This window comes from Pseudomonas sp. QD4, assembly GCF_049199125.1.
GTDB lineage: Bacteria > Pseudomonadota > Gammaproteobacteria > Pseudomonadales > Pseudomonadaceae > Aquipseudomonas.
Map to the genome: position 1 here is coordinate 1,826,448 of NZ_JBLZOM010000002.1, position 25,037 is coordinate 1,851,484.

Here is a 25,037-nt window from a genome sequence, read left to right on the forward strand (position 1 = left end):
GCCATGAACAGTCAAAACGTATTCCATCGGCTGGCGCCGTGGGCCTTGCCGGTATTGCTGCTGGCGGTGTGGCAGCTGTCGGTGTCGGCGGGCTGGTTATCGACGCGGATCCTGCCGGCACCGAGCGCCGTGATTGAAGCCGGGGTCAGCCTGATTCGCAGCGGCGAAATCTGGACCCACCTGGCCATCAGCGGCTGGCGCGCGGCGATCGGCTTCCTGATCGGCGGCGGCATCGGCCTGGCCCTGGGCTTTATCACTGGCCTGTCGAAGTGGGGCGAGCGCCTGCTGGACAGCTCGGTGCAGATGATTCGCAACGTGCCGCACCTGGCGCTGATCCCGCTGGTGATCCTGTGGTTCGGCATTGATGAGTCGGCAAAAATCTTCCTGGTGGCCTTGGGGACGTTGTTCCCGATCTACCTCAACACCTATCACGGCATCCGCAACGTCGATCCGGCGCTGGTGGAAATGGCCCGCAGCTACGGCCTGTCCGGCTTCAGCCTGTTCCGCCAGGTGATCCTGCCGGGTGCGCTGCCATCGATTCTGGTGGGGGTGAGGTTTGCCCTGGGCTTTATGTGGCTGACCCTGATCGTGGCGGAAACCATCTCTGCCAGCTCCGGCATCGGTTACCTGGCAATGAACGCCCGGGAATTCCTGCAGACCGACGTGGTGGTACTGGCGATCGTCCTGTACGCCGTGCTCGGCAAGCTGGCCGACCTGGCCGCCCGCGGCCTGGAACGTGTCTGGTTGCGTTGGCATCCGGCCTATCAAGTGGCTAAAGGCGGTGCGCAATGACGGCTCAACAACCTCCACGCCTGCTGCGCGGCATTCCGCTGGCAGTGCGCAAGCTGCAAAAGACTTTTGGCTCGCGCCAGGTGTTGCGCGAGGTCGACCTGCATATTCCGGCCGGGCAGTTCGTGGCCGTGGTCGGTCGCAGCGGCTGCGGCAAGAGCACCTTGCTGCGCCTGCTGGCCGGTCTCGACAAGCCCACGGCCGGCGAGCTGCTGGCGGGGTCGGCAGCGCTCAGCGAGGCGATTGAAGACACCCGGCTGATGTTCCAGGAGGCGCGCCTGCTGCCTTGGAAAAAGGTCATCGACAACGTCGGCCTTGGCCTCAAGGGCAACTGGCGTCCGCAGGCGTTGCAGGCCCTGGAGGCGGTCGGCCTGGCGGATCGGGCTCAGGAATGGCCGGCGGCGCTTTCCGGCGGGCAGAAACAGCGCGTGGCCCTGGCCCGCGCCTTGATCCACCAGCCGCGCCTGCTGTTGCTGGATGAGCCCCTGGGTGCCCTGGACGCCTTGACCCGGATCGAGATGCAGCAGCTGATCGAAGGCCTGTGGCAAAAACATGGCTTCACGGTGTTGCTGGTCACCCATGACGTCAGCGAAGCGGTGGCCATTGCCGACCGCGTGATCCTGATCGAAGACGGTGAAGTCGGCCTCGACCTGCTGGTGGACCTGCCGCGCCCTCGGGCCCGTGGTTCGCATCGCCTGGCGGCGCTGGAAACCGAAGTCCTGAATCGTGTGCTGTCGCTGCCCGGGTCACCCCCGGAGCCGGAACCTGTTTCACCCTTGCCCACGCAATTACGCTGGGCACAGTAAGAGCCGCTGCACGTTGCAAGCGTCCAGCGGCAAGCAAGAGCACGGCGCTTTTACTTGCTGCTTGAAGCTCGCCACTTGCCGCTTATTTTCGACCCTAGGAGAAATCGCATGACTATCAAAGCCATCAACGTCCGTAACCAGTTCAAAGGCACCATCAAGGAAATCGTCGAAGGCGACGTGCTGTCGGAAATCGACGTGCAGACGGCCTCCGGCATCGTCACGTCGGTGATCACCACCCGTTCGGTCAAGGAGCTGGAGCTGGTGATCGGCAGCGAAGTGATCGCGTTCGTGAAATCCACCGAGGTGTCGATCGCCAAGTTGTGATCGCGGTGTTGAGACAGCCTCGACGGGTGTGAGCCCTTCGGGGCTTTTTTATGGGCGCCCGGGCAAGCGGCGGGTCACGCCTCGCGTTTGGCCAGGTACGGCGGCAGGTACAGCCCCAGGTAGGCGTCGAACACCCGCATGCCTTCCTCAGCCATGCGCGGGGTGATTTGGCCGTGCTGTTGCACCGAGCGCGCATAGACCCGATCGCCCAGCTCCATGGCCAGGGCGAACACGTCGACATCGGTCGGCAGCGCCGGCAACTGGAAATGCCGATCGAATAGAGTGTGCATCAGGTCGCCCAGCTCAAGGTCGTGCTGGCGGTCGGCCTGGGTGACTTCGGTCAGGCCGTGCTGGGCGAGGATCAACTGGCGGGCCGCGGCATCCTCGCTGTAGATGGCGAGCATGCGTTGCTCCACCAGGCGCGAGAGATCGCGCCAGCTGTGCAGGCGGGTGGTTTCGATGGGTTCTTGCAGACAGGCGCGAAAGGCGGCGTGGACATCGGCGGTGAGAGCCTCCAGCAACGCCGGGACGCTGGCGAAGAAGTGGTAGACCGACGACGGCGGGATCTGCGCCCGTTCCGCCACGCTGTAGATCGACAGGCTGGCCACGCCCTCGGCGGCCAGCAGGGTGCGGGCGGCATCGAGGATCGAGTCGATGCGGGCCTGGCTGCGAGCGCGGGGTTTGCGAAGGGGGGCGGGGCGGGTCATCGAAGTCTCCTCACTGGGCAGCGGGCATTGTACGAGCAGGGTGGAGTGTTGTCTGCCAGGACACCGTCGCGCACCGCCGCTGATAAAAGCGCCCGGTGGCGACCCATAAAAAAACGCCGCAGGCGCTGAAGCCTGCGGCGTTGTTTTTATCGCAACCGTTTACACGGTATGCAGGTACCAGTTGTATTCGAGGTCGGAGATGGAGTGTTCGAACTCCTCCAGCTCGCTCTCTTTACAGGCGACAAAGATATCGATGTATTTCGGGTCGATGTACTTGGCCATGACTTCGCTGTCGTCCAACTCGCGCAGGGCATCGCGCAGGTTGTTCGGCAGGCTTTGCTCGTTCTGCTCGTAGGAGTTGCCTTCAACCGGCGCCCCCGGCTCGATCTTGTTGGTCAGGCCGTGGTGCACGCCTGCGAGGACCGAAGCCATCAGCAGGTACGGGTTGGCGTCGGCGCCGGCTACGCGGTGTTCGATGCGCACGGCATCGGACGAACCGGTCGGGACGCGGATCGCCACGGTGCGGTTGTCCAGGCCCCAGCACGGCGAGTTCGGCACGTAGAACTGAGCGCCGAAACGACGGTACGAGTTGACGTTCGGGCAGAGGAAAGCCATCTGCGCCGGTAGGGTCTCGAGCACACCGCCGATCGCGTGACGCAATGCGGCGTTCTGCTCGGGATCCTCACTGGCAAAAATATTCTTGCCGTCTTTGTCCAGAATCGAAATGTGCACGTGCAGACCGTTGCCCGCCTGGCCCGGGTAAGGCTTGGCCATGAAGGTGGTGTCCATCTCATGGTCGTAGGCGATGTTCTTGATCAGGCGCTTGAGCAGTACTGCGTAGTCGCAGGCCTTGATCGGGTCGGCGACGTGGTGCAGGTTCACTTCGAACTGCGCCGGGGCACTTTCCTTGACGATGGCGTCAGCCGGGATGCCTTGCTCTTTCGCACCTTCCAGAATGTCCTGGAGGCAGTCGACGTATTCGTCGAGGTCGTCGATCAGGTAGACCTGTGTCGAGTGCGGGCGTTTGCCGGAGATCGGCGAGCGCGGCGGTTGCGGGCGGCCATTCACGTTCTCCTGGTCGATCAGGTAGAACTCCAGCTCGAACGCGGCGCAGATGGTCAGGCCCAGGTCATCGAATTTTGTAACGACTTGGCGCAACACTTCACGCGGGTCGGCGAAGAAAGGTTCGCCTTCGAGTTCGTGCATGGTCATTAACAGTTGCGCGGTGGGGCGCTTCTGCCACGGCTCATTGCACAGGGTATCGGGGATCGGATAACAGATTCGGTCAGCATCACCGATGTCCAGACCCAGGCCGGTGCTTTCCACCGTCGAGCCATTGATATCCAGAGCAAATAGAGAGGCCGGCAGGTTGATGCCTTTCTCGTAAACCTTGTGGAGGCTGGTGCGTTCGATGCGCTTGCCGCGCACCACACCATTCATATCCGCAATCAGAAGGTCAACGTACAGAACCTCAGGATGTTCCTTAAGGAACGCGTTCGCTTCGTTAAGCTGAACGGCACGCGGGGGTACCGACATGATGCAACACCTTTGTTGTTAAAAATATCAATCATTGATCTTTTCTGGTTTCAGTCAACCCGAACGGCATGCCGAAGTCAAGTGAGGCCTTTTACGCCCTAATAAAGCGCTTGCACGGCACTTTCGCGGCAAAACAGGGCGTTTTTCCGTCTTCAGCTGCCTCCGGTACCGCAGGCTTGAGCGGGCCGTGTTGTATTTTTTACGGGGGTGTTGTGTAAAAAAATGAACAAGGCTAAGCTCGATTCAAACCCATAACAGCAATAATACCGGGGTGCTTCATGTCTCGCCTGCCGTTAATCGGCGTCACCGCCTGCACCAAGCAGGTCGGTCTGCATGCTTATCATATCAGTGGCGATAAGTACGTCCGCGCAGTTGCTGTTGCTGCCAAGGGCTTGCCATTGATTCTGCCAGCCCTGGCAGAGCTGCTCGACCCGAACGATATTATTGACGGTCTGGACGGCATTCTCTTTACCGGCTCCCCTTCCAATATCGAACCTTTTCATTACCAGGGCCAGGCCAGTGCGCCGGGTACTGCTCATGATTCTGCACGCGACGCCACCACCCTCCCGTTGATTCGTGCTGCTGTTGCGGCCGGAATTCCAGTGCTCGGCATCTGCCGCGGCTTTCAGGAAATGAACGTCGCCTTCGGCGGCAGCCTGCATCAGAACGTTCATCTGGTCGGCCCCTATATGGACCACCGCGAAGATCCCAGCCAGCCGCTGGAGGTGCAGTATGCCCCGGCCCATGCCGTGCACATCCAGGCCGGCGGCGTACTGGCCGGCCTGGGCTTGCCGAGCGAGATCCAGGTCAACTCGATCCACGCCCAGGGCGTCGATCGCCCGGCCCCCGGCCTGCGGGTCGAGGCGGTAGCGCCCGACGGCTTGATCGAGGCGATTTCCGTGACGGCGGGCAAGGCTTTTGCTTTAGGCGTGCAATGGCATCCCGAATGGCAGGTAAGCTCCAACCCTCACTATCTGGCCATTTTCCAGGCCTTTGGTGAGGCCTGCCACAAGCGGGCAACACAACGCGACGCCGATGCGTCACAAAACGCCTGACTTATAAGAGTCAGGAAACTCAGCCTAGAGGCATTTATGAGTAACAACCTCGACCAGCTCACCGATTGGTTGAAAGACCACAAGATCACAGAAGTCGAATGCATGATTGGCGATCTGACCGGTATCACCCGGGGCAAGATCTCGCCGACCAACAAGTTCATCGCCGAAAAAGGCATGCGCCTGCCCGAGAGCGTGCTGTTGCAGACGGTCACCGGCGACTATGTCGAAGACGACATCTATTACGAGCTGCTCGATCCTGCCGACATCGACATGATCTGCCGACCTGACCAGAACGCCGTATTCCTCGTGCCCTGGGCCATCGAGCCCACGGCGCAGGTGATCCACGACACCTACGACAAGCAAGGCAACCCGATCGAGCTGTCGCCGCGCAACGTCTTGAAGAAAGTCCTGAAGCTCTACTCCGATCGCGGCTGGCAGCCCATTGTCGCGCCGGAGATGGAGTTCTACCTGACCAAGCGCTGCGAAGACCCGGACTTCCCGTTGCAGCCGCCCATCGGCCGCTCCGGTCGCCCGGAAACCGGCCGCCAGTCGTTCTCCATTGAAGCCGCCAACGAATTCGACCCGTTGTTCGAAGACGTCTACGACTGGTGCGAGCTGCAGGAACTGGACCTCGATACCCTGATTCACGAAGACGGCACGGCGCAGATGGAAATCAACTTCCGTCACGGCGATGCCCTGTCCCTGGCCGACCAGATCCTGGTGTTCAAACGCACCATGCGCGAGGCCGCGCTCAAGCACAATGTAGCGGCGACCTTCATGGCCAAGCCCATGACCGGCGAACCCGGCAGCGCCATGCACCTGCACCAGAGCATCATCGACATCGAGACCGGCAAGAACGTCTTCTCCAATGAAGACGGGACCATGAGCCAGCTGTTCCTGCACCACATCGGTGGTTTGCAGAAGCTGATTCCCGAGCTGTTGCCGCTGTTCGCACCGAACGTCAATTCGTTCCGCCGCTTCCTGCCCGATACGTCGGCGCCGGTGAACGTGGAGTGGGGCGAAGAGAACCGCACCGTCGGCCTGCGCGTACCGGATGCCGGCCCGCAGAACCGTCGTGTGGAAAACCGCCTGCCGGGGGCTGACGCCAACCCTTACCTGGCGATTGCCGCGAGCCTGCTCTGCGGTTTTATCGGCATGGTCGAGGGGATCAATCCAAGCGCGCCGGTGGTCGGTCGTGGTTACGAGCGCCGCAACCTGCGCCTGCCGCTGACCATCGAAGACGCGCTGGAGCGTATGGAAAACAGCGCCACCGTCGAAAAATACCTGGGTAAAAAATTCATCACTGGCTACGTCGCGGTCAAGCGGGCCGAGCATGAAAACTTCAAGCGCGTGATCAGCTCATGGGAGCGGGAATTCCTGCTGTTCGCCGTCTGACACACCGGGCGCCGCGGCCGCAAGCGGCGCCCAACTGACTCTAGGAGAGCCGTATGACCAGCAACAACCCGCAAACCCGTGAATGGCAAGCCCTCAGCAACGATCACCACCTGGCCCCCTTCAGCGATTTCAAGCAGCTGAAAGAGAAAGGCCCGCGGATCATCACCACCGCCAAGGGCGTGTACCTGTGGGACAGCGAAGGCAACAAGATCCTCGACGGCATGGCCGGCCTGTGGTGCGTGGCCATCGGTTACGGTCGCGATGAACTGGCGGATGCTGCCGCCAAGCAGATGAAAGAACTGCCGTACTACAACCTGTTCTTCCAGACCGCCCACCCGCCGGTGCTGGAGCTGTCCAAGGCCATCGCCGACATTGCCCCTGAAGGCATGAACCATGTGTTCTTCACCGGTTCCGGCTCCGAAGGCAACGACACCATGCTGCGTATGGTCCGCCACTACTGGGCGATCAAGGGCCAGCCGAACAAGAAAACCATCATCAGCCGGGTCAACGGCTATCACGGTTCCACCGTGGCCGGCGCCAGCCTGGGCGGCATGACTTACATGCACGAACAGGGCGACCTGCCGATCCCGGGCATTGTCCACATCCCCCAACCCTACTGGTTCGGCGAGGGTGGCGACATGAGCCCCGAAGAGTTCGGGGTCTGGGCCGCCAACCAGTTGGAAGAAAAGATTCTGGAAATCGGCGTGGATAACGTCGGTGCCTTTATTGCCGAGCCGATCCAGGGCGCCGGTGGCGTGATCGTTCCGCCGGAAAGCTACTGGCCGCGCATCAAGGAAATCCTCGCCAAGTACGACATCCTGTTCGTCGCCGACGAGGTGATCTGCGGTTTCGGGCGTACCGGCGAATGGTTCGGCAGCGACTTCTACGACCTCAAGCCGGACATGATGACCATCGCCAAGGGCCTGACCTCGGGCTACATCCCGATGGGTGGCCTGATCGTGCGCGACGAAGTGGTCGCGGTGTTGAATGAAGGCGGTGATTTCAACCACGGGTTCACCTATTCCGGGCACCCGGTGGCGGCGGCCGTGGCCCTGGAAAACATCCGCATCATGCGCGATGAAAAAATTATCGAACGCGTTCATGCAGAAACGGCACCCTATTTGCAGAAACGTCTGCGCGAACTCAACGATCACCCCCTGGTGGGCGAAGTTCGTGGAGTGGGTCTGCTGGGCGCCATCGAGCTGGTTCAGGACAAGGCGACACGGGCGCGGTATGTGGGCAAGGGCGTCGGCATGATCTGCCGTCAGTTCTGCTTCGACAATGGCCTGATCATGCGCGCCGTGGGCGACACCATGATCATCGCTCCACCGCTGGTGATCAGCCACGCGGAGATCGATGAACTGGTGGCCAAGGCACGCAAGTGCCTGGATCTGACCTTGAGTGCGCTGCAAGGCTAAGTGCTAGGCTCTGGGCGGAGTATCTCGCGGTACTTTCGCCCTGAGCAGTTATAAAGGATGGGTCTTTCCTTGAAAGCCTGCCTTGGATCTTGCCAGACTACCCGCTGTTTTTAGTTGCCCGGGAATCGGCCGCCGGCTCTTGGTTAACAAGAATGTGGTTAAAAAGAATAATTGGAGCATTACGCATGAAGGCATTAGGTATGAAGATAGCTGGCAAGACCCTCCTCGCGATCTCCCTGATGGGCGCATTCGCTGGCGCAGCCCAGGCCGATGACAAGGTTCTGCACGTTTACAACTGGTCCGACTACATCGCGCCGGACACCATCAAGAAGTTTGAAACCGAATCCGGTATCAAAGTCGTGTACGACGTGTTCGACAGTAACGAAACCCTGGAAGCCAAGTTGTTGGCCGGCAAGTCCGGTTACGACATCGTGGTGCCGTCCAACAACTTCCTGGCCAAACAGATCAAGGCCGGTGTCTACCAAGAGTTGGACCGCTCCAAACTGCCTAATTGGAAAAACCTCAACGAATCCCTGCTCAAGGCCGTATCCGTCAGCGACCCGGGCAACAAACACGCATTCCCTTACATGTGGGGCTCGATCGGTATCGGCTTCAATGCCGAGAAGGTCAAGGCTGCATTGGGCGCCGATGCACCGACCAACTCCTGGGACCTGCTGTTCAAGCCTGAGAACGCAGCCAAGTTGAAATCGTGCGGCATCAGCTTCCTCGATTCGCCAACCGAGATGATTCCGGTGGCACTGCACTACCTGGGCTATCCAACCGACAGCCAGGACAAGAAACAACTGGCCGAAGCTGAAGCACTGTTCCTGAAGATCCGTCCTTCGATCGGCTACTTCCACTCTTCCAAGTACATCTCTGACCTGGCCAACGGCAACATCTGCGTCGCGGTCGGTTACTCGGGCGATATCTACCAGGCCAAGTCCCGTGCTGCCGAAGCCGGTGACAAGGTGAAAGTCAGCTACAACATTCCGAAAGAAGGTGCTGGCAGCTTCTACGACATGGTCGCCATCCCGAAAGATGCGGAAAACGTCGAAGGCGCCTACAAGTTCATGACCTTCCTGCAGAAGCCGGAAATCATGGCCGAGATCACCAACGCCGTGCGTTTCCCCAACGGTAACGCGGCTGCAACCGCCCTGGTCGATAAAGACATCACCAGCGATCCAGGCATCTACCCGCCAGCGGACGTGCAGGCCAAGTTGTATGCGATTGCCGACTTGCCAGCCGCGACCCAGCGGATCCTGACGCGCAGCTGGACCAAGATCAAATCCGGTAAATAACGCAAACCTGTAGCCGCTGCCCAAGGCCGCGATGGCCCCGAAAGGGGCCTGGCGCTGATGAAAGCAGGGTTTTCTTCGTCAGCGCTGGCAGCCTGCCAGCAGCGGCTACATCGGTTTTGCCGTAATTAAATGACAGAAAGTTTTGCTGGAACGGTTTATCGAGGGTAAGTTGCGCGCCGGTTTTGTTGCCGGGCAGCTTCGGGCTGTCATGTGACACGGGGCAACTTGGGCCCAACTATTTAGAGGACCTCCACTTGCCTATTTCTTTATTTCGCAAAGCCTTGCTGGTCGGCGCCGGGCTGACGCTGGCCGTCAGTGTCCAGGCAGCACCTACCGTGCATATTTATAACTGGTCCGACTATATCGGTCAGAGCACTCTGGCGGACTTTGAAAAAGCCACGGGCATCAAGCCGGTCTATGACGTGTTCGACTCCAATGAAACCCTGGAAGGCAAGTTGCTGGCCGGGCATACCGGCTATGACGTGGTGGTGCCGTCCAATCACTTCCTGGGCAAGCAGATCAAGGCCGGGGCTTTTCAGAAGCTCGACAAGGCGCAGTTGAGCAACTATTCCAACCTCGACCCGGTGCTGCTCAAGCGCCTGGAGAAGAACGACCCGGGCAACCAGTACGCCGTGCCTTACCTGTGGGGCACTAACGGCATCGGCTACAACGTGGAGAAGGTCAAGGCCGCGCTGGGCGTCGACAAGATCGATTCCTGGGCCATGCTGTTCGAGCCGGAAAACATCAAGAAGCTGTCCAGCTGCGGCGTGGCCTTCCTCGATTCGGCCGATGAAATGCTGCCGGCGGTGCTCAACTACATGGGCCTGTCGCCCAACAGCCAGAACCCCGAAGACTACAAGAAGGCCGAAGCCAAGTTGCTGGCCGTGCGCCCTTACGTGACGTACTTCAACTCTTCCAAGTACATCTCCGACCTGGCCAATGGCGAGATCTGCGTCGCCGCCGGTTTCTCCGGTGATGTATTCCAGGCCAAGGCCCGTGCGGCAGAGGCCGGCAAGGGCGTGGAAATCGCCTACGTGATTCCCAAGGAAGGCGGCAACCTCTGGTTCGACATGCTGGCCATCCCGCGGGATGCCGGCAACGTCAAGGAGGCCCATGCCTTTATCAATTACCTGCTCAAGCCTGAGGTCATCGCTCAGGTCAGCGACGCCGTCGGTTACGCCAACCCCAACCCCAAGGCGGGCGAGCTGATGGACCAGGCAGTACGAACCGACGAGGCGGTTTACCCAGCGCAAGCCATCGTCGACAAGCTGTACGTCAACTCCGAGTTGCCGCCCAAGATTCAACGTCTCATGACCCGTAGCTGGACCAAGGTCAAGTCGGGTAAGTAGCTTCAAAGGCTCAAACTATCCAAGGCTCGCCTGTATCGGGCGAGCTGCAAATTTTGTTGGGAGTTTCGCAAATGGCTGTTGCCTCCGGCGCCTACAAGAAAGCCCTCGAGGGCGACCAGACACCTAAGCAGGTGTTGGTCAAAATCGACCGGGTCACGAAGAAGTTCGACGAGACGATTGCCGTGGACGACGTGTCCCTGGAAATCAAGAAAGGCGAGATCTTCGCCTTGCTCGGCGGATCGGGTTCGGGCAAATCCACCTTGCTGCGCATGCTCGCAGGCTTCGAGCGGCCGACCGAGGGGCGAATCTTCCTCGATGGCGTGGACATCACCGACATGCCGCCCTACGAGCGGCCGATCAACATGATGTTCCAGTCCTATGCGTTGTTCCCGCACATGACCGTGGCCCAGAACATTGCCTTCGGCCTCAAGCAGGACAAGATCCCGGCGGCGGAAGTCGACGCCCGGGTCGCGGAAATGCTCAAGCTGGTGCAGATGAGCCAATACGCCAAGCGCAAGCCGCACCAGCTTTCCGGTGGCCAGCGCCAGCGCGTGGCCCTGGCTCGCTCCCTGGCCAAGCGTCCGAAACTGCTGCTGCTCGATGAGCCGATGGGCGCCCTGGACAAGAAACTGCGCTCGCAGATGCAACTGGAGCTGGTGGAGATCATCGAGCGCGTCGGCGTGACCTGCGTGATGGTGACCCACGACCAGGAAGAGGCCATGACCATGGCCGAACGCATCGCCATCATGCACCTGGGCTGGATCGCGCAGATCGGCAGCCCGATCGACATCTACGAAACTCCGGTCAGCCGCCTGGTCTGCGAGTTCATCGGCAACGTCAACATCTTCGAAGGCGAAGTGATCGACGACGCCGAAGGCCACGCAACCATCACCTGCAAAGACCTGGATCGCCAGATCTACGTCGGCCACGGCATCAGCACTTCGGTGCAGGACAAGTCGGTGACCTACGCGATTCGCCCGGAAAAACTGCTGGTCACTGCCGAAATGCCGACCTGCGAATACAACTGGTCCAGCGGCAAGGTGCACGACATCGCCTACCTGGGCGGACACTCGGTGTTCTACGTCGAACTGCCGAGCGGCAAGCTGGTGCAGTCGTTCGTGGCCAACGCCGAACGCCGCGGCGCCCGTCCGACCTGGGGTGACCAGGTTTACGTCTGGTGGGAAGACGACAGCGGCGTGGTACTTCGCTCATGAACATGCGAAAGCTCAAGCGCCGACTCAATCGAATAATTCCCGGTGGCCGTCAATTGGTCATCGGGGTCCCGTTCATCTGGCTGTTCCTGTTTTTCATGCTGCCGTTCTTCATCGTCCTGAAGATCAGCTTCGCTGAAGCCGATGTGGCCATCCCGCCGTACACCGAGATCTACAGCTACGTCGACCAGAAGGTGCAGCTGCTGCTGAACCTGGGCAACTACTCGATGCTGGGCGACGACGAGTTGTACATCGCCGCCTACCTCGGCTCGCTGAAGATGGCGTTTTTCAGCACCATCCTCTGCCTGCTGATTGGCTACCCGATGGCCTACGGCATCGCCACAGCACGCAAAGAGATCCAGACCGTGCTGGTGCTGCTGATCATGATGCCGACCTGGACCGCGATCCTGATCCGCGTCTATGCCTGGATGGGCATCCTCAGCAACAACGGCCTGCTCAACGGCATCCTGATGGGCATGGGTTGGATCAACGAACCGCTGCAGATCCTCAACACCAACATCGCGGTGTACATCGGCGTGGTCTATTCCTACCTGCCGTTCATGATCCTGCCGTTGTACGCGAACCTGGTGAAGCACGACCACAGCCTGCTGGAAGCCGCGTCGGACCTCGGTTCAAGCACCTTCAACAGCTTCTGGAAGATCACCATCCCACTGTCCAAGAACGGCATCATCGCCGGCTGCATGCTGGTGTTCATCCCGGTGGTGGGCGAGTTTGTGATCCCGGAACTGCTGGGCGGCCCGGAAACCCTGATGATCGGTAAAGTGCTCTGGCAAGAGTTCTTCAACAACCGTGACTGGCCGGTGGCGTCGGCCCTGGCGGTGGTGATGCTGGCGATCCTGATTGTGCCGATCATCCTCTTCAACCGTAGTCAGGCCAAAGAGATGGAGGGCAAAGAATGAAGCGCTTCAGTTTTTCTACCCTGATGCTGGTGCTCGGCTTGCTGTTCATTTACCTGCCGATGCTGATCCTGGTGATCTACTCGTTCAACGCCTCGAAGCTGGTGACGGTCTGGGGCGGCTGGTCGATCAAGTGGTACGTCGGCCTGCTGGACAACACCCAACTGATGGGCTCGGTCCTGCGCTCCCTGGAGATCGCCTGCTACACGGCGATCGCTGCGGTGGCACTGGGGACCCTGGCGGCGTTCGTGCTGACCCGGATCACCCACTTCAAGGGTCGCACGCTGTTCGGCGGCCTGGTGACCGCGCCGCTGGTGATGCCCGAAGTGATCACCGGTCTGTCGCTGTTACTGCTGTTCGTGGCCATGGCACAGATGATCGGCTGGCCCCAGGAACGTGGCCTGGTGACCATCTGGATCGCCCACACCACCTTCTGCTCGGCCTATGTGGCGGTGGTGGTGTCGGCGCGCCTGCGGGAGCTGGACCTGTCCATCGAAGAGGCGGCCATGGACCTCGGGGCACGGCCGTGGAAGGTGTTCTTCCTGATCACCATCCCGATGATCGCGCCCTCGCTGGCAGCCGGCGGCATGATGTCGTTCGCCCTGTCCCTGGATGACCTGGTACTGGCCAGCTTCGTTTCCGGCCCGGGTTCCACCACCTTGCCGATGGAAGTGTTCTCGGCGGTGCGCCTGGGGGTCAAACCGGAAATCAACGCCGTGGCCAGCCTGATTCTGCTGGCGGTGTCCCTGGTGACCTTCCTGGTCTGGTTCTTCAGCCGCCGCGCCGAAGAAGCGCGCAAACGTGCGATCCAGCAGGCCATCGAAGAAAGCGCGGCCGATTCCTGGAAACAGCCTGACGTCCGTCGGGCCCAGGCGCCGGAAGCCGTTTAAGCCCCAGCGATGCACTAAACGCCCCTGTCGAAGGGGCGTTTTTGTTTCTGCCGTTGGCCCCTGCTCAAGAGCTCCAGGGCGATTGGCGGATCACCTCGACAAAATTCAGCGGCTTGAAACCGGGCTCGCTGTCCACCAACACATCGGCGTTCACCGTGCCGAAGGTGGTCAAGGGCTTGTGTTTGAAGCCCCCGGCGAACGCACAGAGGATGCATTCCTTGAAGCCTTCGCCCCGTGGGTGCGCGTGAACCACGGCCTCGCGTTGCGCGGCAGGAAAGGCCGCGTAGTCGATGCCCAGCACGTCCATCTCCACACCGGCGGTGACCAGCGCCACGTTCGGCCGCAAATGCTGGGTGACCCCTGGCGTGGTGTGCAGGGCGATGGACAGCCAGACCTGCTCGAGATCATCGTCGTTCAGGCCGTAAGGCTGGAGGAAGGCCTTGGCTGCATTGGCGCCGTCCACTTCAAAACGTTGGTCGGCACTGCGCTGGCCCTGGACCAGGCCCAGGTCGTGGAACATCGCGCCGACGTACAGCAACTCCGGGTTGTAGGCCAGTTGTCGGCGTTCGCCACTCAGGGCGCCGAACAGGAACACCCGCCGCGAGTGGTGGTACAGCAGGTCGGGCTCGAGGTCGCGAATGTATTCGGTGGTGGCCCGGGCCAGGGCGCTGTCGGGGATCGGGATGCCGGCGATGCGGTTGCTCATGGGGTGGTCCTCGGGGGCGGGCGCCGGTGTGGCGCTGATCGATCCAGTCTGTTCCCGAGCCCCAGGGCCGACAATCGAGCCATGGCTGCGATCCCGGCCAATCGGCGTGCATTTCGTGCCAGCTCGCTTACTGGCCGGTGATTCGCTAGGGTTATGCCCCTTCGCCCCAGGCTGGCATCCAGCCTCTGGTCCGCCCTTCAACTCCCGGCAGGTGATCGATCCCATGGGCAAAAGCGTTGCCATCATCGTATTTCCCGGGGTGCAGTCCCTGGACGTCACCGGCCCCATGGATGTGTTTGCCGAGGCCAATCGTTTCCTGGCCCCCGAGGCCCACTACCGGTTGCAGGTCATCGGCGTCGAGCGCGGTCTGCTGGCTTGTTCCAATGGGTTGACGCTGCAGGCGCACCGGCATTTCAGCGAAGCCGACGCCCACTACGACCTGCTGCTGGCGGCAGGCGGGCCGCAGTTGCCGTTTCTGGATTTCGGCCCGCAGTTCGATGCCTGGCTGCGGCAGGCGAGCCTGGGCGCCGGCGGCTTTGGCTCGATCTGCAATGGCGCGTTCATGCTGGCCCGGGCCGGTCTGCTGGAGGGGCGCACGGTCACCACCCACTGGAACGATGCCACGGCCCTGGCGGCGCTCTGTCCCTCGGCCCGGGTCGAGGCCGATCGGCTGTATGTGCAGGACGGCGAGCTGTTCACCTCGGCCGGGGTGACGGCCGGGATCGATTTGTCGCTGTACCTGCTGGCCCGTGATCACGGCCCCGAAGTGGCCCTGAGCGTGGCCAAGCGCCTGGTGGTGTTCACCCAGCGCGCGGGCGGGCAGTCGCAGTTCAGTCCGTTCCTCACGCCCCATGCCGAAGCGACCTCGGCGGTGGCGCTGGTGCAGCACTACGTGCTGGCCAACCTCAATGGCGACCTGAACATCGCCGACCTGGCGCGAGCGGCCAACATGAGCGCGCGCAACTTTTCCCGAGTCTTTGCCCGGGAGGCCAAGGTCACTCCGGCGGAGTTCGTCGAGCGCGCACGGCTGGACGCGGCACGGGTGATGCTCGAAAGCACCCGCGCGCCGCTCAAGACCGTGGCCTATCAGTGCGGCTTCCGCGATGCCCAGCACATGCGCAGCGTTTTCAATCGCCGCCTGGGGGTAACGCCGCAGCAGTTTCGCCTGAACTTCGCCGCGCCGGCCTGAGTGACCGGCGCCGGGCTTCAGTGTGCCGGACGTGCTGGCAGCAGTTTCAGGGTGCTGCGGGTATTGGCGACGACTTCTTCCTCGCTGAAGTGCGCCTGCTGGTAGACCCCTTCGATATAGGCTTCGGCCTGGTCCTGGTAGTGCTTGTCGAAGGGCACGCCGCTTTGCCCGACCGGGTTGATGGTCAGGCTGTGGGCCGCGTCGGCGAAGTCGATGATGCGGCGGGTCGACGGGCCGTAAGTCACCGGCCAGGGCGCCGGGCCAATTTTCGAGGTCTGGTTGTTCGGCACTTCGTGGGCACCGGGAGCGGCAAACGGGCCGACATCGAGCACCCGCTCCAGGGGCTTCTGCGTGCCCAGCGGGTGGCCGTGGGTCAAGGTGTGGGCATCGCCCCAGCGCCATTGCGCCGGATCGTCGCCCAGGGTGCGCTTGAGGTGGTCGATGCTGGCGCGCCAGGCCAGCTTGAGGGTGTCGGCGCGGGTTTCCCGTTGCGGCGTCAGGCGGTTGTCCCACCACGGCGAGTTGGCGTCGGCGGTCAGGCGCGGCAGGGCGGCATCGATGACGCGGGTGGTGAGCAGGGTGTCGAACAGCGAGTCACCCAATTTTTCATGGAAGACCGCATCGGTCAGCTCGAACAGCAACTGGTTGAACAGGGTGGCGCTGGTGGACTGCAGCGGGTAGTCGCCCGGCCATTGCGCCAGTTGCTCCACCAGTTTCAGTTCCTGGGGATCGCTGACCAGGCTGCGCAGCTCCGGCAGCAGCGGAGCCAGTAAACGCGGACCGTAGGCGGTGGTGGTGCCCAGTTGCAGCTTCTGGCTGGCGTCGATGTCCCACTTCACGGTTTTGTCACTGAGTTGCCGATCCAGCTGCTGGCCACGGTCGGACAGGTTGTAGTACCCGGGGATCTCCATCCCGCTGGGCGACACCGGCTGGAAGTTGGCCGACACAATGTAGCCGCGTGCCGGGTTCTCCTCCTGGGGGTTGGCGCTGAACGGGTAGAAGCCGTCCTTGTCGGCCTGCACGCTGCTGCCGTCGAGGATAAAGCCCGGGGTGGCCCCCAGCGGACGCTTGGGCAGCAGGGCCGCGGCCCACCAGCCGATATCGCCACGGGCGTTGGCCCAGACGATATTCAGGCCGGGCGCCTGGACCTTGCTCGCGGCGTTGCGGGCCTTGGCCAGGGTGTCGGCGCGGTTGAGCTGGTAGAAACCTTCGAGGATCGGGTTGGGGGTTTCCAGAAACGCCCACCACATGGCGATCGGTGTCTGGCCGGCGTTGGCGCCAAGGGCGTCGTTGACGATCGGACCATGGGGCGACTGGCGCAGCACCAGGGTCACCGGGGCCTGGCCCTTGACCGCGATCTGTTGCTCGCTGCTGATGAGGTCGACCCACTGGTCGTGGTAGCGCACCTGGTTGGGGTTGTCCGGGTTGACCTTCTCCGCGATCAGATCGAGGTCGTCGTTCTGGAACATGGTCAGGCTCCAGCCGAAATCCAGGTTGTGCCCGAGGAACGCGAAGGGCACCAGGGCCTGGTGGTGGCCGTAGAGCTCGAAGCCCGGCGCCGAAAGCTGCGCCTCATACCACACCGCAGGCACCGAGAAGCGGATGTGCGGGTCTCCGGCGAGCAATGGCTTGCCGCTTTTGGTGCGGCTGCCGGCGATCGCCCAGGCATTGCTGCCCTCGAACTGCGGCAGGCCGGCCTCTTCCAGGGCCTGGCGGCTGAGTTGGGCGAGGGCGCCCAGGCCTTGCCAGTCGCGGGCGGAAAGGGCCGGGGCCGGTGGGTTCTTGTGGCTTGCCAGCACGCCTTTGGGCTGCCAGTCGAGGTCGAAGACTTTCAGGTAGTCAATGCCCAGTTGATCGCGCACATAGGTCAGCACCGGCTCGGTGCGAAAGGCTGCGGCAAAGCTGTAGGCCATGTAGCCGGCGACGCTGATGGTGTCTTCGGCGGTGAAGGGCCGCTTGGGGATGCCCAGCACGTCGAACTCGATCGGGCTGGCGTGGCTGTCCTGATAGTGGTTGATGCCGTCCAGATAGGCTTGCAGCGCCTTCCAGGCCGGCGACTCCCGATCCAGCGCCGCCACATAGCTGGCTGCCCGTTCGCGAATGCGCAGGCTGCGAAACAGTTTGTCGGTGTCCAGCAGCTTGGGCCCGAGCACCTCGGCCAGTTCGCCGCGGGCCAGGCGGCGCATGGCTTCCATCTGGAACAGGCGGTCCTGGGCGTGGACATAGCCGAGGGCGCGGTACAGGTCGGTTTCGTTCTCGGCGCGGATATGCGGTATGCCGCGCTCGTCATAGCGCACGGTGACCGAGCCCTGGAGGCCGGCCAGTTCGACCTGGCCCTGGCGTGAAGGCTGCTTGCTGTACAGGTACCCGCCGGCCCCGGCGGCAAGGGCGAGGATCAACACGGCGAGTACGCGCAAGCTGCGTTTCATGGAGGCTCCTGGTTCGATCTTCGAATGCCGTCCGGCTGGACCGCAGACATTTAGCACGGCCCGTCGACGGCTGGGCAGCCCTGTCCTTGAAAAGTCGGGAATGCCCTAGTTCAGAGGGTTCACCGGCCATGGACAATAGCAGCCCACCGCCAGGGTGTGGGTCGCGTCGACCGCGCGTCCTTGATGCAGGGCCTGCAGGATGGGTTCGATAAAGCTGTTGCTGGAGTTGCAGGTCAGGCCTTCGCTGTAGGGGCCGAAGTACGCCAGCTTGCCGTTGCGGTCCCAGATCGCCACGGCCGGGCTGGCGGGGATCTGCTCGGCGCCGGGCAGCGCGGCGATGGGCTTGAGTGCGCTCAGGGTGGTGGGGAGCTGGCCATGGCTGCCGGGCTTTTGCACGGCGTAGAACTCCACGCCCAGGGGGCCGAAGTGTTCGATCAATTCGCCCAGGTGCTGCTGGTTGCCGACATTGCACGGGCAGGCCGGGTCCCAGAAGTGCACCAGGCGGATCGCGCCGGGGCCGGCCAGTTCGGCGGGCAGTTGCAGCGGGTCGCCGGAAAACACTGCGGTGTGTTCGCTGAAGGCGCGCAGGTAGCGGCCCTGGAACCAGTCGTAGGCTGCCCACAGCACCCCGGCGCAGATGAGTGCAAGCAGGCTGGCAAGGAGTGTCGTGCGGTAAGGCTTGGGCATGCGGATCGGTCCTCGAGGTCGCGTAGCTTGCCATGCTTGCCGCGACAGATGAATATCGCAGGCCCATAAAGCCTGTTTTGCGCTTCGCGCCACCTTTGGAAAGCCCTATGCCTGCGACGTTCGACCCCGATCAATTGCGTGCCAGCCTGCAACCGTTGGCTGCCGCGCAGCCACTGTCGGCGCAGGCGCGGGCCTATCAGCGCTTCTACGGGCTGGATTTTGCCCAGCGTGCGACGCCGTTCCGTTGCCGCTTGGGACGGTTTGAAGTGCCGGGGTTTGAAGTGGTCAGCCAGGTCTGGTGGCCGGAAAATCCGGTGGCGACCCTATTTCTGTACCACGGCTATTACGACCACATGGGCCTTTACCGGCACGTGATCGAGTGGGCCCTGGAGCATCAGTTCGTGGTGATTGCCTGCGATTTGCCGGGGCACGGGCTGTCCAGCGGCGAGCGCGCCAGCATCGATGATTTCGCGGTGTACCAGGCGGTGGTGCAGGGCTTGTTTGCCGAGGCGCGGTCCCTGGATTTGCCCCAACCCTGGCATCTGTTCGGGCAGAGTACCGGTGGCGCAATCGTGGTTGATCATTTGCTCCATCAGGGCGAGCAGAGTCCTGCCCAGGGCCGGGTGATCCTACTGTCACCCTTGGTGCGGCCGCGCTCCTGGGGTTGGTCGATGCTCAGCTATTACCTGCTCAAACCCTTCGTCAGCGGGATTGCCCGGCGCTTCAGCGAGAACACCAACGATCCCGATTTCATGCCGTTCCTGCAGGCCGACCCCTTGCAGCCGCAGCGCCTGCCAACGGCCTGGGTCGGCGCCTTGTCGCGCTGGATCAAACGCCTCGAAGCCGCGCCCCGCAGCCCCCGGCGCCCGTTGATCGTGCAGGGCGAACAGGACATGACGGTGGATTGGCGACACAACCTGCAGGTGATCTGCGGCAAATTCGATCAGCCCCAGGTACTGATGCTGCCGCGTGCGCGACATCACCTGGCCAATGAAACCCCTGAATTTCGCGAGCAGTATTTCGCCTTCCTCGACCAGCACCTGTAAGCGCTGCGGCAGGTCCTTTGGGGCGAGGCAGTTTCAGTGGGGGAAATTTGCGGCGTCTGTGCGGGACAACGTAGCCTGTCGGCAGCGGCTACACATCCGCGCTGTAGCCGCTGCCGCAGGCCCTGTGAAGCGATGCACCTGTAACGGATGTATTTCGGCAGGGCGGCGACAGGGCTATGGGGCGAGGCTGGAGCTGCTTTGGCCGACGGCCAGACCGGCGCGGATGGCGGCGAGGGCGGCCTGGTAGTAGGCCTTGCCTTCGGTGGATTCGGCGAAGGTCGCGAACTCTTCCAGTTCGGTATCCGACAGGTCGCGATAGACGTACAGCAAGGTGTTGTTCAAATCGGCGCCGATCTGCTCCATCAGCCGCTGGCGCTGGCCGTTGAGCATGCCCTGGGCCTGGCCACCGCCCAACAGCCCGGGAATCATCTGGCTCAGGCTGTCGGCGGCCACCCCGGCAATCGCCAGGCTGACTTCGGCACCGGCCTCGCGGGCGGGCAGGGCCTGGGCCAGGTGGCCGATGATCAATTGACGATTGTCACTGGCCTGCATCTTCGGCAGACCCTGAGCGTTCTTGGCCAATTGGTCGCGACGCGTCGCCAGCAGTTCGGCGGCGGTGATCTTGCGTCCCAGGGGCGACTGGAAAAACGCCAGCGCCGGCTGCGGGTCGGCGAGGTTCTGCCTCAGCTGCGCCTGGGCGCGCCGATCCATCGCCTGGGGGGCGAAGCGTTGGTTGCTGTTGTTCACCAACGCCTGGTAGACCGCCGGTGGCAGGCTGTTCTGGTAGCGTTGCTGAGCCGCGGTGAGGGCATCGTTGAAATGCGCGCGTTGTTCTGGCCAGCCGGCGACCTTGTACAGCTGGTCGAGGCTGTCTGCCCACGCGGGCAAAACGCAGAACATCAACAGTGAAAAAAGCAAACGGCGCATAAGGACTCCTGTCAGCAGCCCACTATTCTCCGGGGCGAGGCGATGGTTGTCGAGAATTCGTATCAGGATCAGGGTGCAAAGTGTCCGATACCGGTGCGTTGAATTTTTGCGCGGTCCTCCGCTACACGGCTCTGTCAGATTCATCTGAGGCTGGATACTATGCGCGCCATGCAAATACCCTCTGATCACCCATTGTTGTTACGTATCGTCGACGACTTGGCCGCCTGTGGCTGGTCGCAGCAGAATATCTTTCTGCCAGAGGCTCTGACCCTGGAGTTGGCGGCTGAGTGCCGTAAACGTGCAGCCGAAGGTGAACTGGCTCCGGCGGCAGTAGGGCGCGGGCCATTCCAGGAGATCCGCGAGGGGATCCGGGGGGATCATATCCAGTGGCTCGAACCCGGCCAGGCCGAGCCTTGCGACACTTATCTGGGGCTGATGGACAGCCTGCGCGTGGCGCTCAATCGCGGCCTGTACCTGGGGCTGGAGGATTTCGAAAGCCATTTCGCCCTGTACCCGCCGGGAGCGTTCTACCTGAAGCACCTCGACCGTTTTCGCGACGATGATCGGCGCATGGTGTCGGCGGTGATCTACCTCAACCCGGGGTGGCTGCCTGAATACGGTGGTCAGCTGCGGATGTATCTGAAGGGCGACGTCGAATACGATGTGGTCCCCACGGGAGGCCGGCTGGTGGTGTTTCTATCCGGCGAGGTGCCTCATGAAGTCATGCCCGCAACCCGCGATCGCCTGTCGTTGACCGGCTGGTTCCGGCGGCGCGGTAACGAGCCGTTCTGATCATGCACAAGATTCTGGTAAGCCGCTGCCTGTTGGGCCACCGCGTACGTTATGACGGGGGAGCCAGCGGGCCATTCGATCAATTGGCCCATTGGCAGGCCGAGGGGCGGGTGGTTGCCTTGTGCCCGGAAGTGGCCGGCGGCTTGCCGACACCGCGAGCGGCGGCCGAGATTCCTGGCGGGCAGGGGAGCGAGGTGCTCGATGGTCGTGCGCAGGTACTGACCAGCGACGGTGAAGACGTCAGTGGCGAGTTTCTGGACGGCGCCCGGCAGGCCCTGGCGCTGGTGCAGCGCCATGGCATTCGCATCGCGGTGCTCAAGGCCCACAGCCCGTCCTGCGGCAATGTGCTGACGTACGATGGCTCGTTCAGCGGGGTCAAGGTCCAGGGCGCGGGCGTCACCGCCGCGCTGTTGACGCGCCACGGGGTGCAGGTGTTCAGCGAGTTGCAGTTGCCCGAAGCGGCCGCCGCCCTGGCCAGCCTCGCAGAATAAGACAGCACACCCGTAAGCCGTAGCCGCTGCCGAGCGGGCGAGGCTGCGCTGGCCCTCTGCAACACTGCAAAGACACCAGACAGCCACCGCTTCGGCTAGAACGCAGCCCAGCCGCTACAGGCTCAAGGCTTTGGCGGCTTGCTCGCATCCATGCCGAACCATTTCTCCGACAGCGCCATCAGGCGCCCGTCACTCTTGATGCGCTGCAGGGCGCCATCCAGGCTGGCCTGAAAGGCCGGGTTACCTTTCTGAAACGGAATCGCCAGGCTCAGCGTGGGGCCGACCTTGGCGCCTTCCTTGACCGGCAGGCGGCTGTCGCGAATGGCATAGGGAATCAGCAGGCGGTCGCTGATGGCGGCGTCGATCTGCTTGTCCGCCACGTCCTTGAGGGGCTGTTGCGCGTCCGGGTAGCTGCGCAGGTTGATGCCTTCGACGGTCCGCGCCTGGTCCACGAACTGGCTGCCCTGGGCCACGCCCAAAGCCTGGCCTTGCAGGGCCTGCAGCGTACCCAGCGGGCGCTGTTCTTCCTGGCGCACGATCAATTGTGCGCTGGAGTAGCTGTAGGGCTCGCTGAAATCGAAACGATCCTTGAGTTCCGGGGTCACTGCTATGTGGTTGATGGCCACATCGTATTTGCCGCTTTCGACGCCTGGCAGCAAGTCGGCGGCATCGGTGACCACGAAGTCGGCGCGCACATCAAGCTCGCCGGCCAGCAGTTGGCCCAGTTCAACCTCGAACCCGCTGAGTTTGCCGTCGTCCTTGAAGTTGAAGGGCGGGCTGTTGGCCTCGAGGGCAATGCGCAGCTCCCCACGATCATTGATGTCATCAATCAGTTCGGCTTGAGCGTAAGTGCTCACAAGGGGTAGCAAAAGTATCAGGCCAGGCAGAAAGCGCATGGTCACTCCTTGAATTTATAGGTGCGGTTCGCCGTTCAGGCTCGCTTTGCTATGGTGTTGAGTGCCTTCGACAACGAATCGCTCCGAAGTTGTCACAAACGTAAAGATTTTGCCGAAAAACTGGAGAAAATAATGAAAAGCTTCATCTCTCGTACTGCACTGGCCAGCCTGTTGCTGGGTGCTTCGATGTTCGCCGGTGCCGCGGAAATTCCTCGTACGCCAGCGCCTGCCGGTGCCCAGGTGAGCATCGTATCCCCTGAAGACGGGGCAACCGTGGACAAGACCTTCAAGGTCAAATTCGGTGTCGAAGGCATGGCCCTGGCACCTGCCGGCGATCAGACCCCGAACACCGGCCACCATCACCTGTTGATCGATGTCGACCAACTGCCGGCGGAAAACCTGCCGATTCCGATGGACGCCAACCACCTGCATTTCGGCAAGGCCCAGACTGAAACCGAAGTCACCCTGGCGCCGGGCAAGCACACCTTGCAACTGGAGCTTGCGGACAAGAACCACGTGCCGTTCAAGCCAGTGATTGTGTCGAAGAAGATCACAGTGACGGTGAAATAATCGTTATTCCCAGCTTTGGGTAATGACAATTGAAACGGGGGAGGCCAATGTGCCTTCCTTTTTTTGTGGACCGGTTGAAGAGGGCAGGGATGCGTAGAAAGCTTGCAAGGATCGGCTCCAGGCTGTTCTGGTGGTGTGCGCTGTGTACGGTCCTGTCGCTCGTATCGATCATCGTCGGCGCAATTATGTTCGGCACGGCACCCGAGGTGTTTTCGGCGCCCATGTATCTGGTCAGGCCGCTGTTCTTCCTGAGCCTGTTCGCCAACCTGGCCGTGGTGTTCTGGCCCAGGGAAAAGTCCCCGAAACAGGCCCCATAAAAAAGGAGCCCCGAAGGGCTCCTTTTTAGTCCGGCGCTGAACGCTTAGAACAACACGCGGCAACGGATGGTGCCGTTGATGTGTTGCAGCTTCTCTTGCGCCAGGTCCGAGTACTCGGCGTCGACGTCGATTACCACGTAACCGACTTTCTCGTTGGTCTGCAGGAACTGACCGGAGATGTTGATGCCGTTTTCGGCGAAGACCTTGTTGATCTCGCTCATCACACCCGGGATGTTCTCGTGGATGTGCAGCAGGCGGTGCTTGCCCGGGTGAGCCGGCAGGGCCACTTCCGGGAAGTTGACCGAGGACACCGACGTACCGTTGTCGCTGTACTTGACCAGTTTCTCTGCCACTTCCAGGCCAATGTTGGCCTGGGCTTCAGCAGTGGAACCACCGATGTGCGGGGTCAGGATCACGTTGTCCAGGCCACGCAGCGGGCTTTCGAACTCTTCATCGTTGGAGCGCGGCTCCACCGGGAATACGTCGATGGCGGCGCCGATCAGGTGCTTGTCCTTGATCGCGGCGGCCAGGTGGTCCAGTTCGACCACGGTGCCGCGTGCTGCGTTGATCAGGATCCCGCCCTTCTTGATGGCGCGGATTTCCTTCTCGCCGATCATCCACTGGGTCGCAGCGGTTTCCGGAACGTGCAGGGTCACGATGTCGGACATGGCCAGCAGGTCGTGCAGCTTGCCAACCTGGGTCGCGTTACCCAGCGGCAGCTTGGTCACGGTGTCGTAGAAGAACACCTGCATGCCCAGGCCTTCGGCCAGGACCGACAACTGCGTACCGATCGAACCGTAGCCGACGATGCCCAGCTTCTTGCCGCGGATCTCGAACGAGTTGGCAGCGCTTTTGATCCAGCCACCACGGTGGCAGGAAGCGTTCTTCTCCGGGATGCCGCGCAGCAGCAGGATCGCCTCGGCCAATACCAGCTCGGCAACCGAACGGGTGTTGGAGTACGGCGCGTTGAACACCGCAATCCCGCGCTCGCGAGCGGCGTTGAGGTCAACCTGGTTGGTGCCGATGCAGAAACAGCCGACCGCGACCAGTTTCTTCGCGTGGTCGAAGATCTCTTCAGTCAGTTGCGTGCGGGAACGGATGCCGATGAAGTGAGCGTCAGCGATCTTTTCCTTGAGCTGGGCTTCCGGCAAGGAGCCCGTGAGGTACTCGATGCTGGTGTAGCCGGCGGCCTTGAGGACGTCGACAGCGGATTGGTGGACGCCTTCGAGAAGAAGGAACTTGATCTTGCTCTTATCGAGAGAAGTCTTGCTCATCTGCGTAAACCTGTGTCC

Annotated in this window: 25 protein-coding genes; 17 read left to right on the forward strand and 8 right to left on the reverse strand. The window is 62.0% G+C overall.

Annotated features, from left to right (window positions below; genetic code table 11):
- The first annotated feature begins 3 nt into the window (after window positions 1–3).
- The 3 genes from ssuC (at window position 4) to ACOZJV_RS19425 (ending at window position 1,919) form a co-directional block, all read left to right on the forward strand.
- The gene (gene ssuC, locus ACOZJV_RS19415; protein ID WP_020295900.1) at window positions 4–792 is read left to right on the forward strand and encodes an aliphatic sulfonate ABC transporter permease SsuC; all 789 of its coding nucleotides are present in this window, start codon (window positions 4–6) and stop codon (window positions 790–792) included.
- Window positions 789–1,595, forward strand: a complete 807-nt coding sequence (ssuB, locus tag ACOZJV_RS19420; RefSeq protein ID WP_201128468.1) for an aliphatic sulfonates ABC transporter ATP-binding protein — start codon at window positions 789–791, stop codon at window positions 1,593–1,595. Before ssuC ends, ssuB begins: the two co-directional genes overlap by 4 nt.
- Before the next feature lie 108 nt (window positions 1,596–1,703).
- Complete coding sequence (locus tag ACOZJV_RS19425; protein ID WP_003213899.1) at window positions 1,704–1,919, forward strand: TOBE domain-containing protein; 216 nt, start codon at window positions 1,704–1,706, stop codon at window positions 1,917–1,919.
- A 74-nt stretch (window positions 1,920–1,993) separates the two neighbouring features.
- On the opposite strand, the gene ACOZJV_RS19430 is transcribed toward ACOZJV_RS19425, so the two are convergent.
- Window positions 1,994–2,626: a TetR/AcrR family transcriptional regulator gene (locus ACOZJV_RS19430; protein WP_201128467.1), complete on the reverse strand. Its 633-nt coding sequence runs from the start codon at window positions 2,624–2,626 to the stop codon at window positions 1,994–1,996.
- A 159-nt stretch (window positions 2,627–2,785) separates the two neighbouring features.
- On the reverse strand, window positions 2,786–4,162 hold the full coding sequence (locus ACOZJV_RS19435; RefSeq protein WP_020295897.1) for a glutamine synthetase family protein: 1,377 nt from the start codon (window positions 4,160–4,162) through the stop codon (window positions 2,786–2,788).
- A 278-nt stretch (window positions 4,163–4,440) separates the two neighbouring features.
- Here ACOZJV_RS19435 and ACOZJV_RS19440 point away from each other — a divergent pair, with 278 nt between their 5' ends.
- From ACOZJV_RS19440 to ACOZJV_RS19475, 8 genes are all read left to right on the forward strand, one after another.
- Complete coding sequence (locus ACOZJV_RS19440) at window positions 4,441–5,217, forward strand: gamma-glutamyl-gamma-aminobutyrate hydrolase family protein (RefSeq protein ID WP_421548259.1); 777 nt, start codon at window positions 4,441–4,443, stop codon at window positions 5,215–5,217.
- A 36-nt stretch (window positions 5,218–5,253) separates the two neighbouring features.
- On the forward strand, window positions 5,254–6,612 hold the full coding sequence (locus ACOZJV_RS19445; RefSeq protein WP_078470548.1) for a glutamine synthetase family protein: 1,359 nt from the start codon (window positions 5,254–5,256) through the stop codon (window positions 6,610–6,612).
- Between the two features lie 53 nt (window positions 6,613–6,665).
- Window positions 6,666–8,030 (forward strand): aspartate aminotransferase family protein, encoded by a 1,365-nt coding sequence (locus ACOZJV_RS19450; protein WP_078470549.1) that lies wholly within the window; start codon window positions 6,666–6,668, stop codon window positions 8,028–8,030.
- 200 nt (window positions 8,031–8,230) lie between these two features.
- Window positions 8,231–9,328, forward strand: a complete 1,098-nt coding sequence (locus ACOZJV_RS19455; protein ID WP_078470550.1) for a polyamine ABC transporter substrate-binding protein — start codon at window positions 8,231–8,233, stop codon at window positions 9,326–9,328.
- 254 nt (window positions 9,329–9,582) lie between these two features.
- A complete protein-coding gene (locus tag ACOZJV_RS19460; RefSeq protein ID WP_078470551.1) occupies window positions 9,583–10,677 on the forward strand; it encodes a polyamine ABC transporter substrate-binding protein in 1,095 nt (364 codons plus the stop codon).
- Between the two features lie 71 nt (window positions 10,678–10,748).
- Window positions 10,749–11,891 carry an ABC transporter ATP-binding protein gene (locus ACOZJV_RS19465; RefSeq protein ID WP_020295891.1) on the forward strand — a complete coding sequence of 381 codons (1,143 nt, stop codon included), beginning with the start codon at window positions 10,749–10,751 and terminating at the stop codon, window positions 11,889–11,891.
- Between the two features lie 35 nt (window positions 11,892–11,926).
- The gene (locus ACOZJV_RS19470) at window positions 11,927–12,808 is read left to right on the forward strand and encodes an ABC transporter permease subunit (protein WP_177326759.1); all 882 of its coding nucleotides are present in this window, start codon (window positions 11,927–11,929) and stop codon (window positions 12,806–12,808) included.
- A complete protein-coding gene (locus ACOZJV_RS19475; protein WP_020295889.1) occupies window positions 12,805–13,695 on the forward strand; it encodes an ABC transporter permease subunit in 891 nt (296 codons plus the stop codon). Before ACOZJV_RS19470 ends, ACOZJV_RS19475 begins: the two co-directional genes overlap by 4 nt.
- Window positions 13,696–13,759: 64 nt before the next feature.
- On the opposite strand, the gene ACOZJV_RS19480 is transcribed toward ACOZJV_RS19475, so the two are convergent.
- A complete protein-coding gene (locus ACOZJV_RS19480; RefSeq protein WP_421548260.1) occupies window positions 13,760–14,401 on the reverse strand; it encodes an HD domain-containing protein in 642 nt (213 codons plus the stop codon).
- A 223-nt stretch (window positions 14,402–14,624) separates the two neighbouring features.
- Here ACOZJV_RS19480 and ACOZJV_RS19485 point away from each other — a divergent pair, with 223 nt between their 5' ends.
- Window positions 14,625–15,590, forward strand: coding sequence for a GlxA family transcriptional regulator (locus ACOZJV_RS19485; protein WP_421548261.1), 966 nt, complete (start codon window positions 14,625–14,627; stop codon window positions 15,588–15,590).
- A gap of 17 nt (window positions 15,591–15,607) precedes the next feature.
- On the opposite strand, the gene ACOZJV_RS19490 is transcribed toward ACOZJV_RS19485, so the two are convergent.
- Together ACOZJV_RS19490 and ACOZJV_RS19495 are read right to left on the reverse strand one after the other, a co-directional pair.
- Window positions 15,608–18,019 carry a penicillin acylase family protein gene (locus tag ACOZJV_RS19490; protein WP_421548262.1) on the reverse strand — a complete coding sequence of 804 codons (2,412 nt, stop codon included), beginning with the start codon at window positions 18,017–18,019 and terminating at the stop codon, window positions 15,608–15,610.
- A 105-nt stretch (window positions 18,020–18,124) separates the two neighbouring features.
- Window positions 18,125–18,706 (reverse strand): DUF6436 domain-containing protein, encoded by a 582-nt coding sequence (locus ACOZJV_RS19495; RefSeq protein WP_421548263.1) that lies wholly within the window; start codon window positions 18,704–18,706, stop codon window positions 18,125–18,127.
- Between the two features lie 107 nt (window positions 18,707–18,813).
- Here ACOZJV_RS19495 and ACOZJV_RS19500 point away from each other — a divergent pair, with 107 nt between their 5' ends.
- Entirely contained in the window at window positions 18,814–19,752 is a 939-nt protein-coding gene (locus tag ACOZJV_RS19500) for an alpha/beta hydrolase (protein WP_078470556.1), read from the forward strand.
- A 174-nt stretch (window positions 19,753–19,926) separates the two neighbouring features.
- On the opposite strand, the gene ACOZJV_RS19505 is transcribed toward ACOZJV_RS19500, so the two are convergent.
- The gene (locus tag ACOZJV_RS19505; RefSeq protein WP_020295883.1) at window positions 19,927–20,679 is read right to left on the reverse strand and encodes a DUF2059 domain-containing protein; all 753 of its coding nucleotides are present in this window, start codon (window positions 20,677–20,679) and stop codon (window positions 19,927–19,929) included.
- 159 nt (window positions 20,680–20,838) lie between these two features.
- Between ACOZJV_RS19505 and ACOZJV_RS19510 the strand changes: the two genes are divergently transcribed.
- On the forward strand, window positions 20,839–21,471 hold the full coding sequence (locus ACOZJV_RS19510) for a 2OG-Fe(II) oxygenase (protein ID WP_421548264.1): 633 nt from the start codon (window positions 20,839–20,841) through the stop codon (window positions 21,469–21,471).
- A gap of 2 nt (window positions 21,472–21,473) precedes the next feature.
- Window positions 21,474–21,962, forward strand: coding sequence for a DUF523 domain-containing protein (locus ACOZJV_RS19515; protein ID WP_078470557.1), 489 nt, complete (start codon window positions 21,474–21,476; stop codon window positions 21,960–21,962).
- A gap of 122 nt (window positions 21,963–22,084) precedes the next feature.
- Here the strand turns inward: ACOZJV_RS19515 and ACOZJV_RS19520 are convergent, their stop codons facing one another.
- Complete coding sequence (locus ACOZJV_RS19520) at window positions 22,085–22,858, reverse strand: transporter substrate-binding domain-containing protein (RefSeq protein WP_078470558.1); 774 nt, start codon at window positions 22,856–22,858, stop codon at window positions 22,085–22,087.
- 132 nt (window positions 22,859–22,990) lie between these two features.
- Here ACOZJV_RS19520 and ACOZJV_RS19525 point away from each other — a divergent pair, with 132 nt between their 5' ends.
- Window positions 22,991–23,428, forward strand: a complete 438-nt coding sequence (locus tag ACOZJV_RS19525; RefSeq protein ID WP_020295879.1) for a DUF4399 domain-containing protein — start codon at window positions 22,991–22,993, stop codon at window positions 23,426–23,428.
- Between the two features lie 89 nt (window positions 23,429–23,517).
- Entirely contained in the window at window positions 23,518–23,745 is a 228-nt protein-coding gene (locus tag ACOZJV_RS19530; protein WP_421548265.1) for a hypothetical protein, read from the forward strand.
- 44 nt (window positions 23,746–23,789) lie between these two features.
- On the opposite strand, the gene serA is transcribed toward ACOZJV_RS19530, so the two are convergent.
- Window positions 23,790–25,019, reverse strand: a complete 1,230-nt coding sequence (serA, locus tag ACOZJV_RS19535) for a phosphoglycerate dehydrogenase (protein WP_020295877.1) — start codon at window positions 25,017–25,019, stop codon at window positions 23,790–23,792.
- Between the last annotated feature and the right edge of the window lie 18 nt (window positions 25,020–25,037).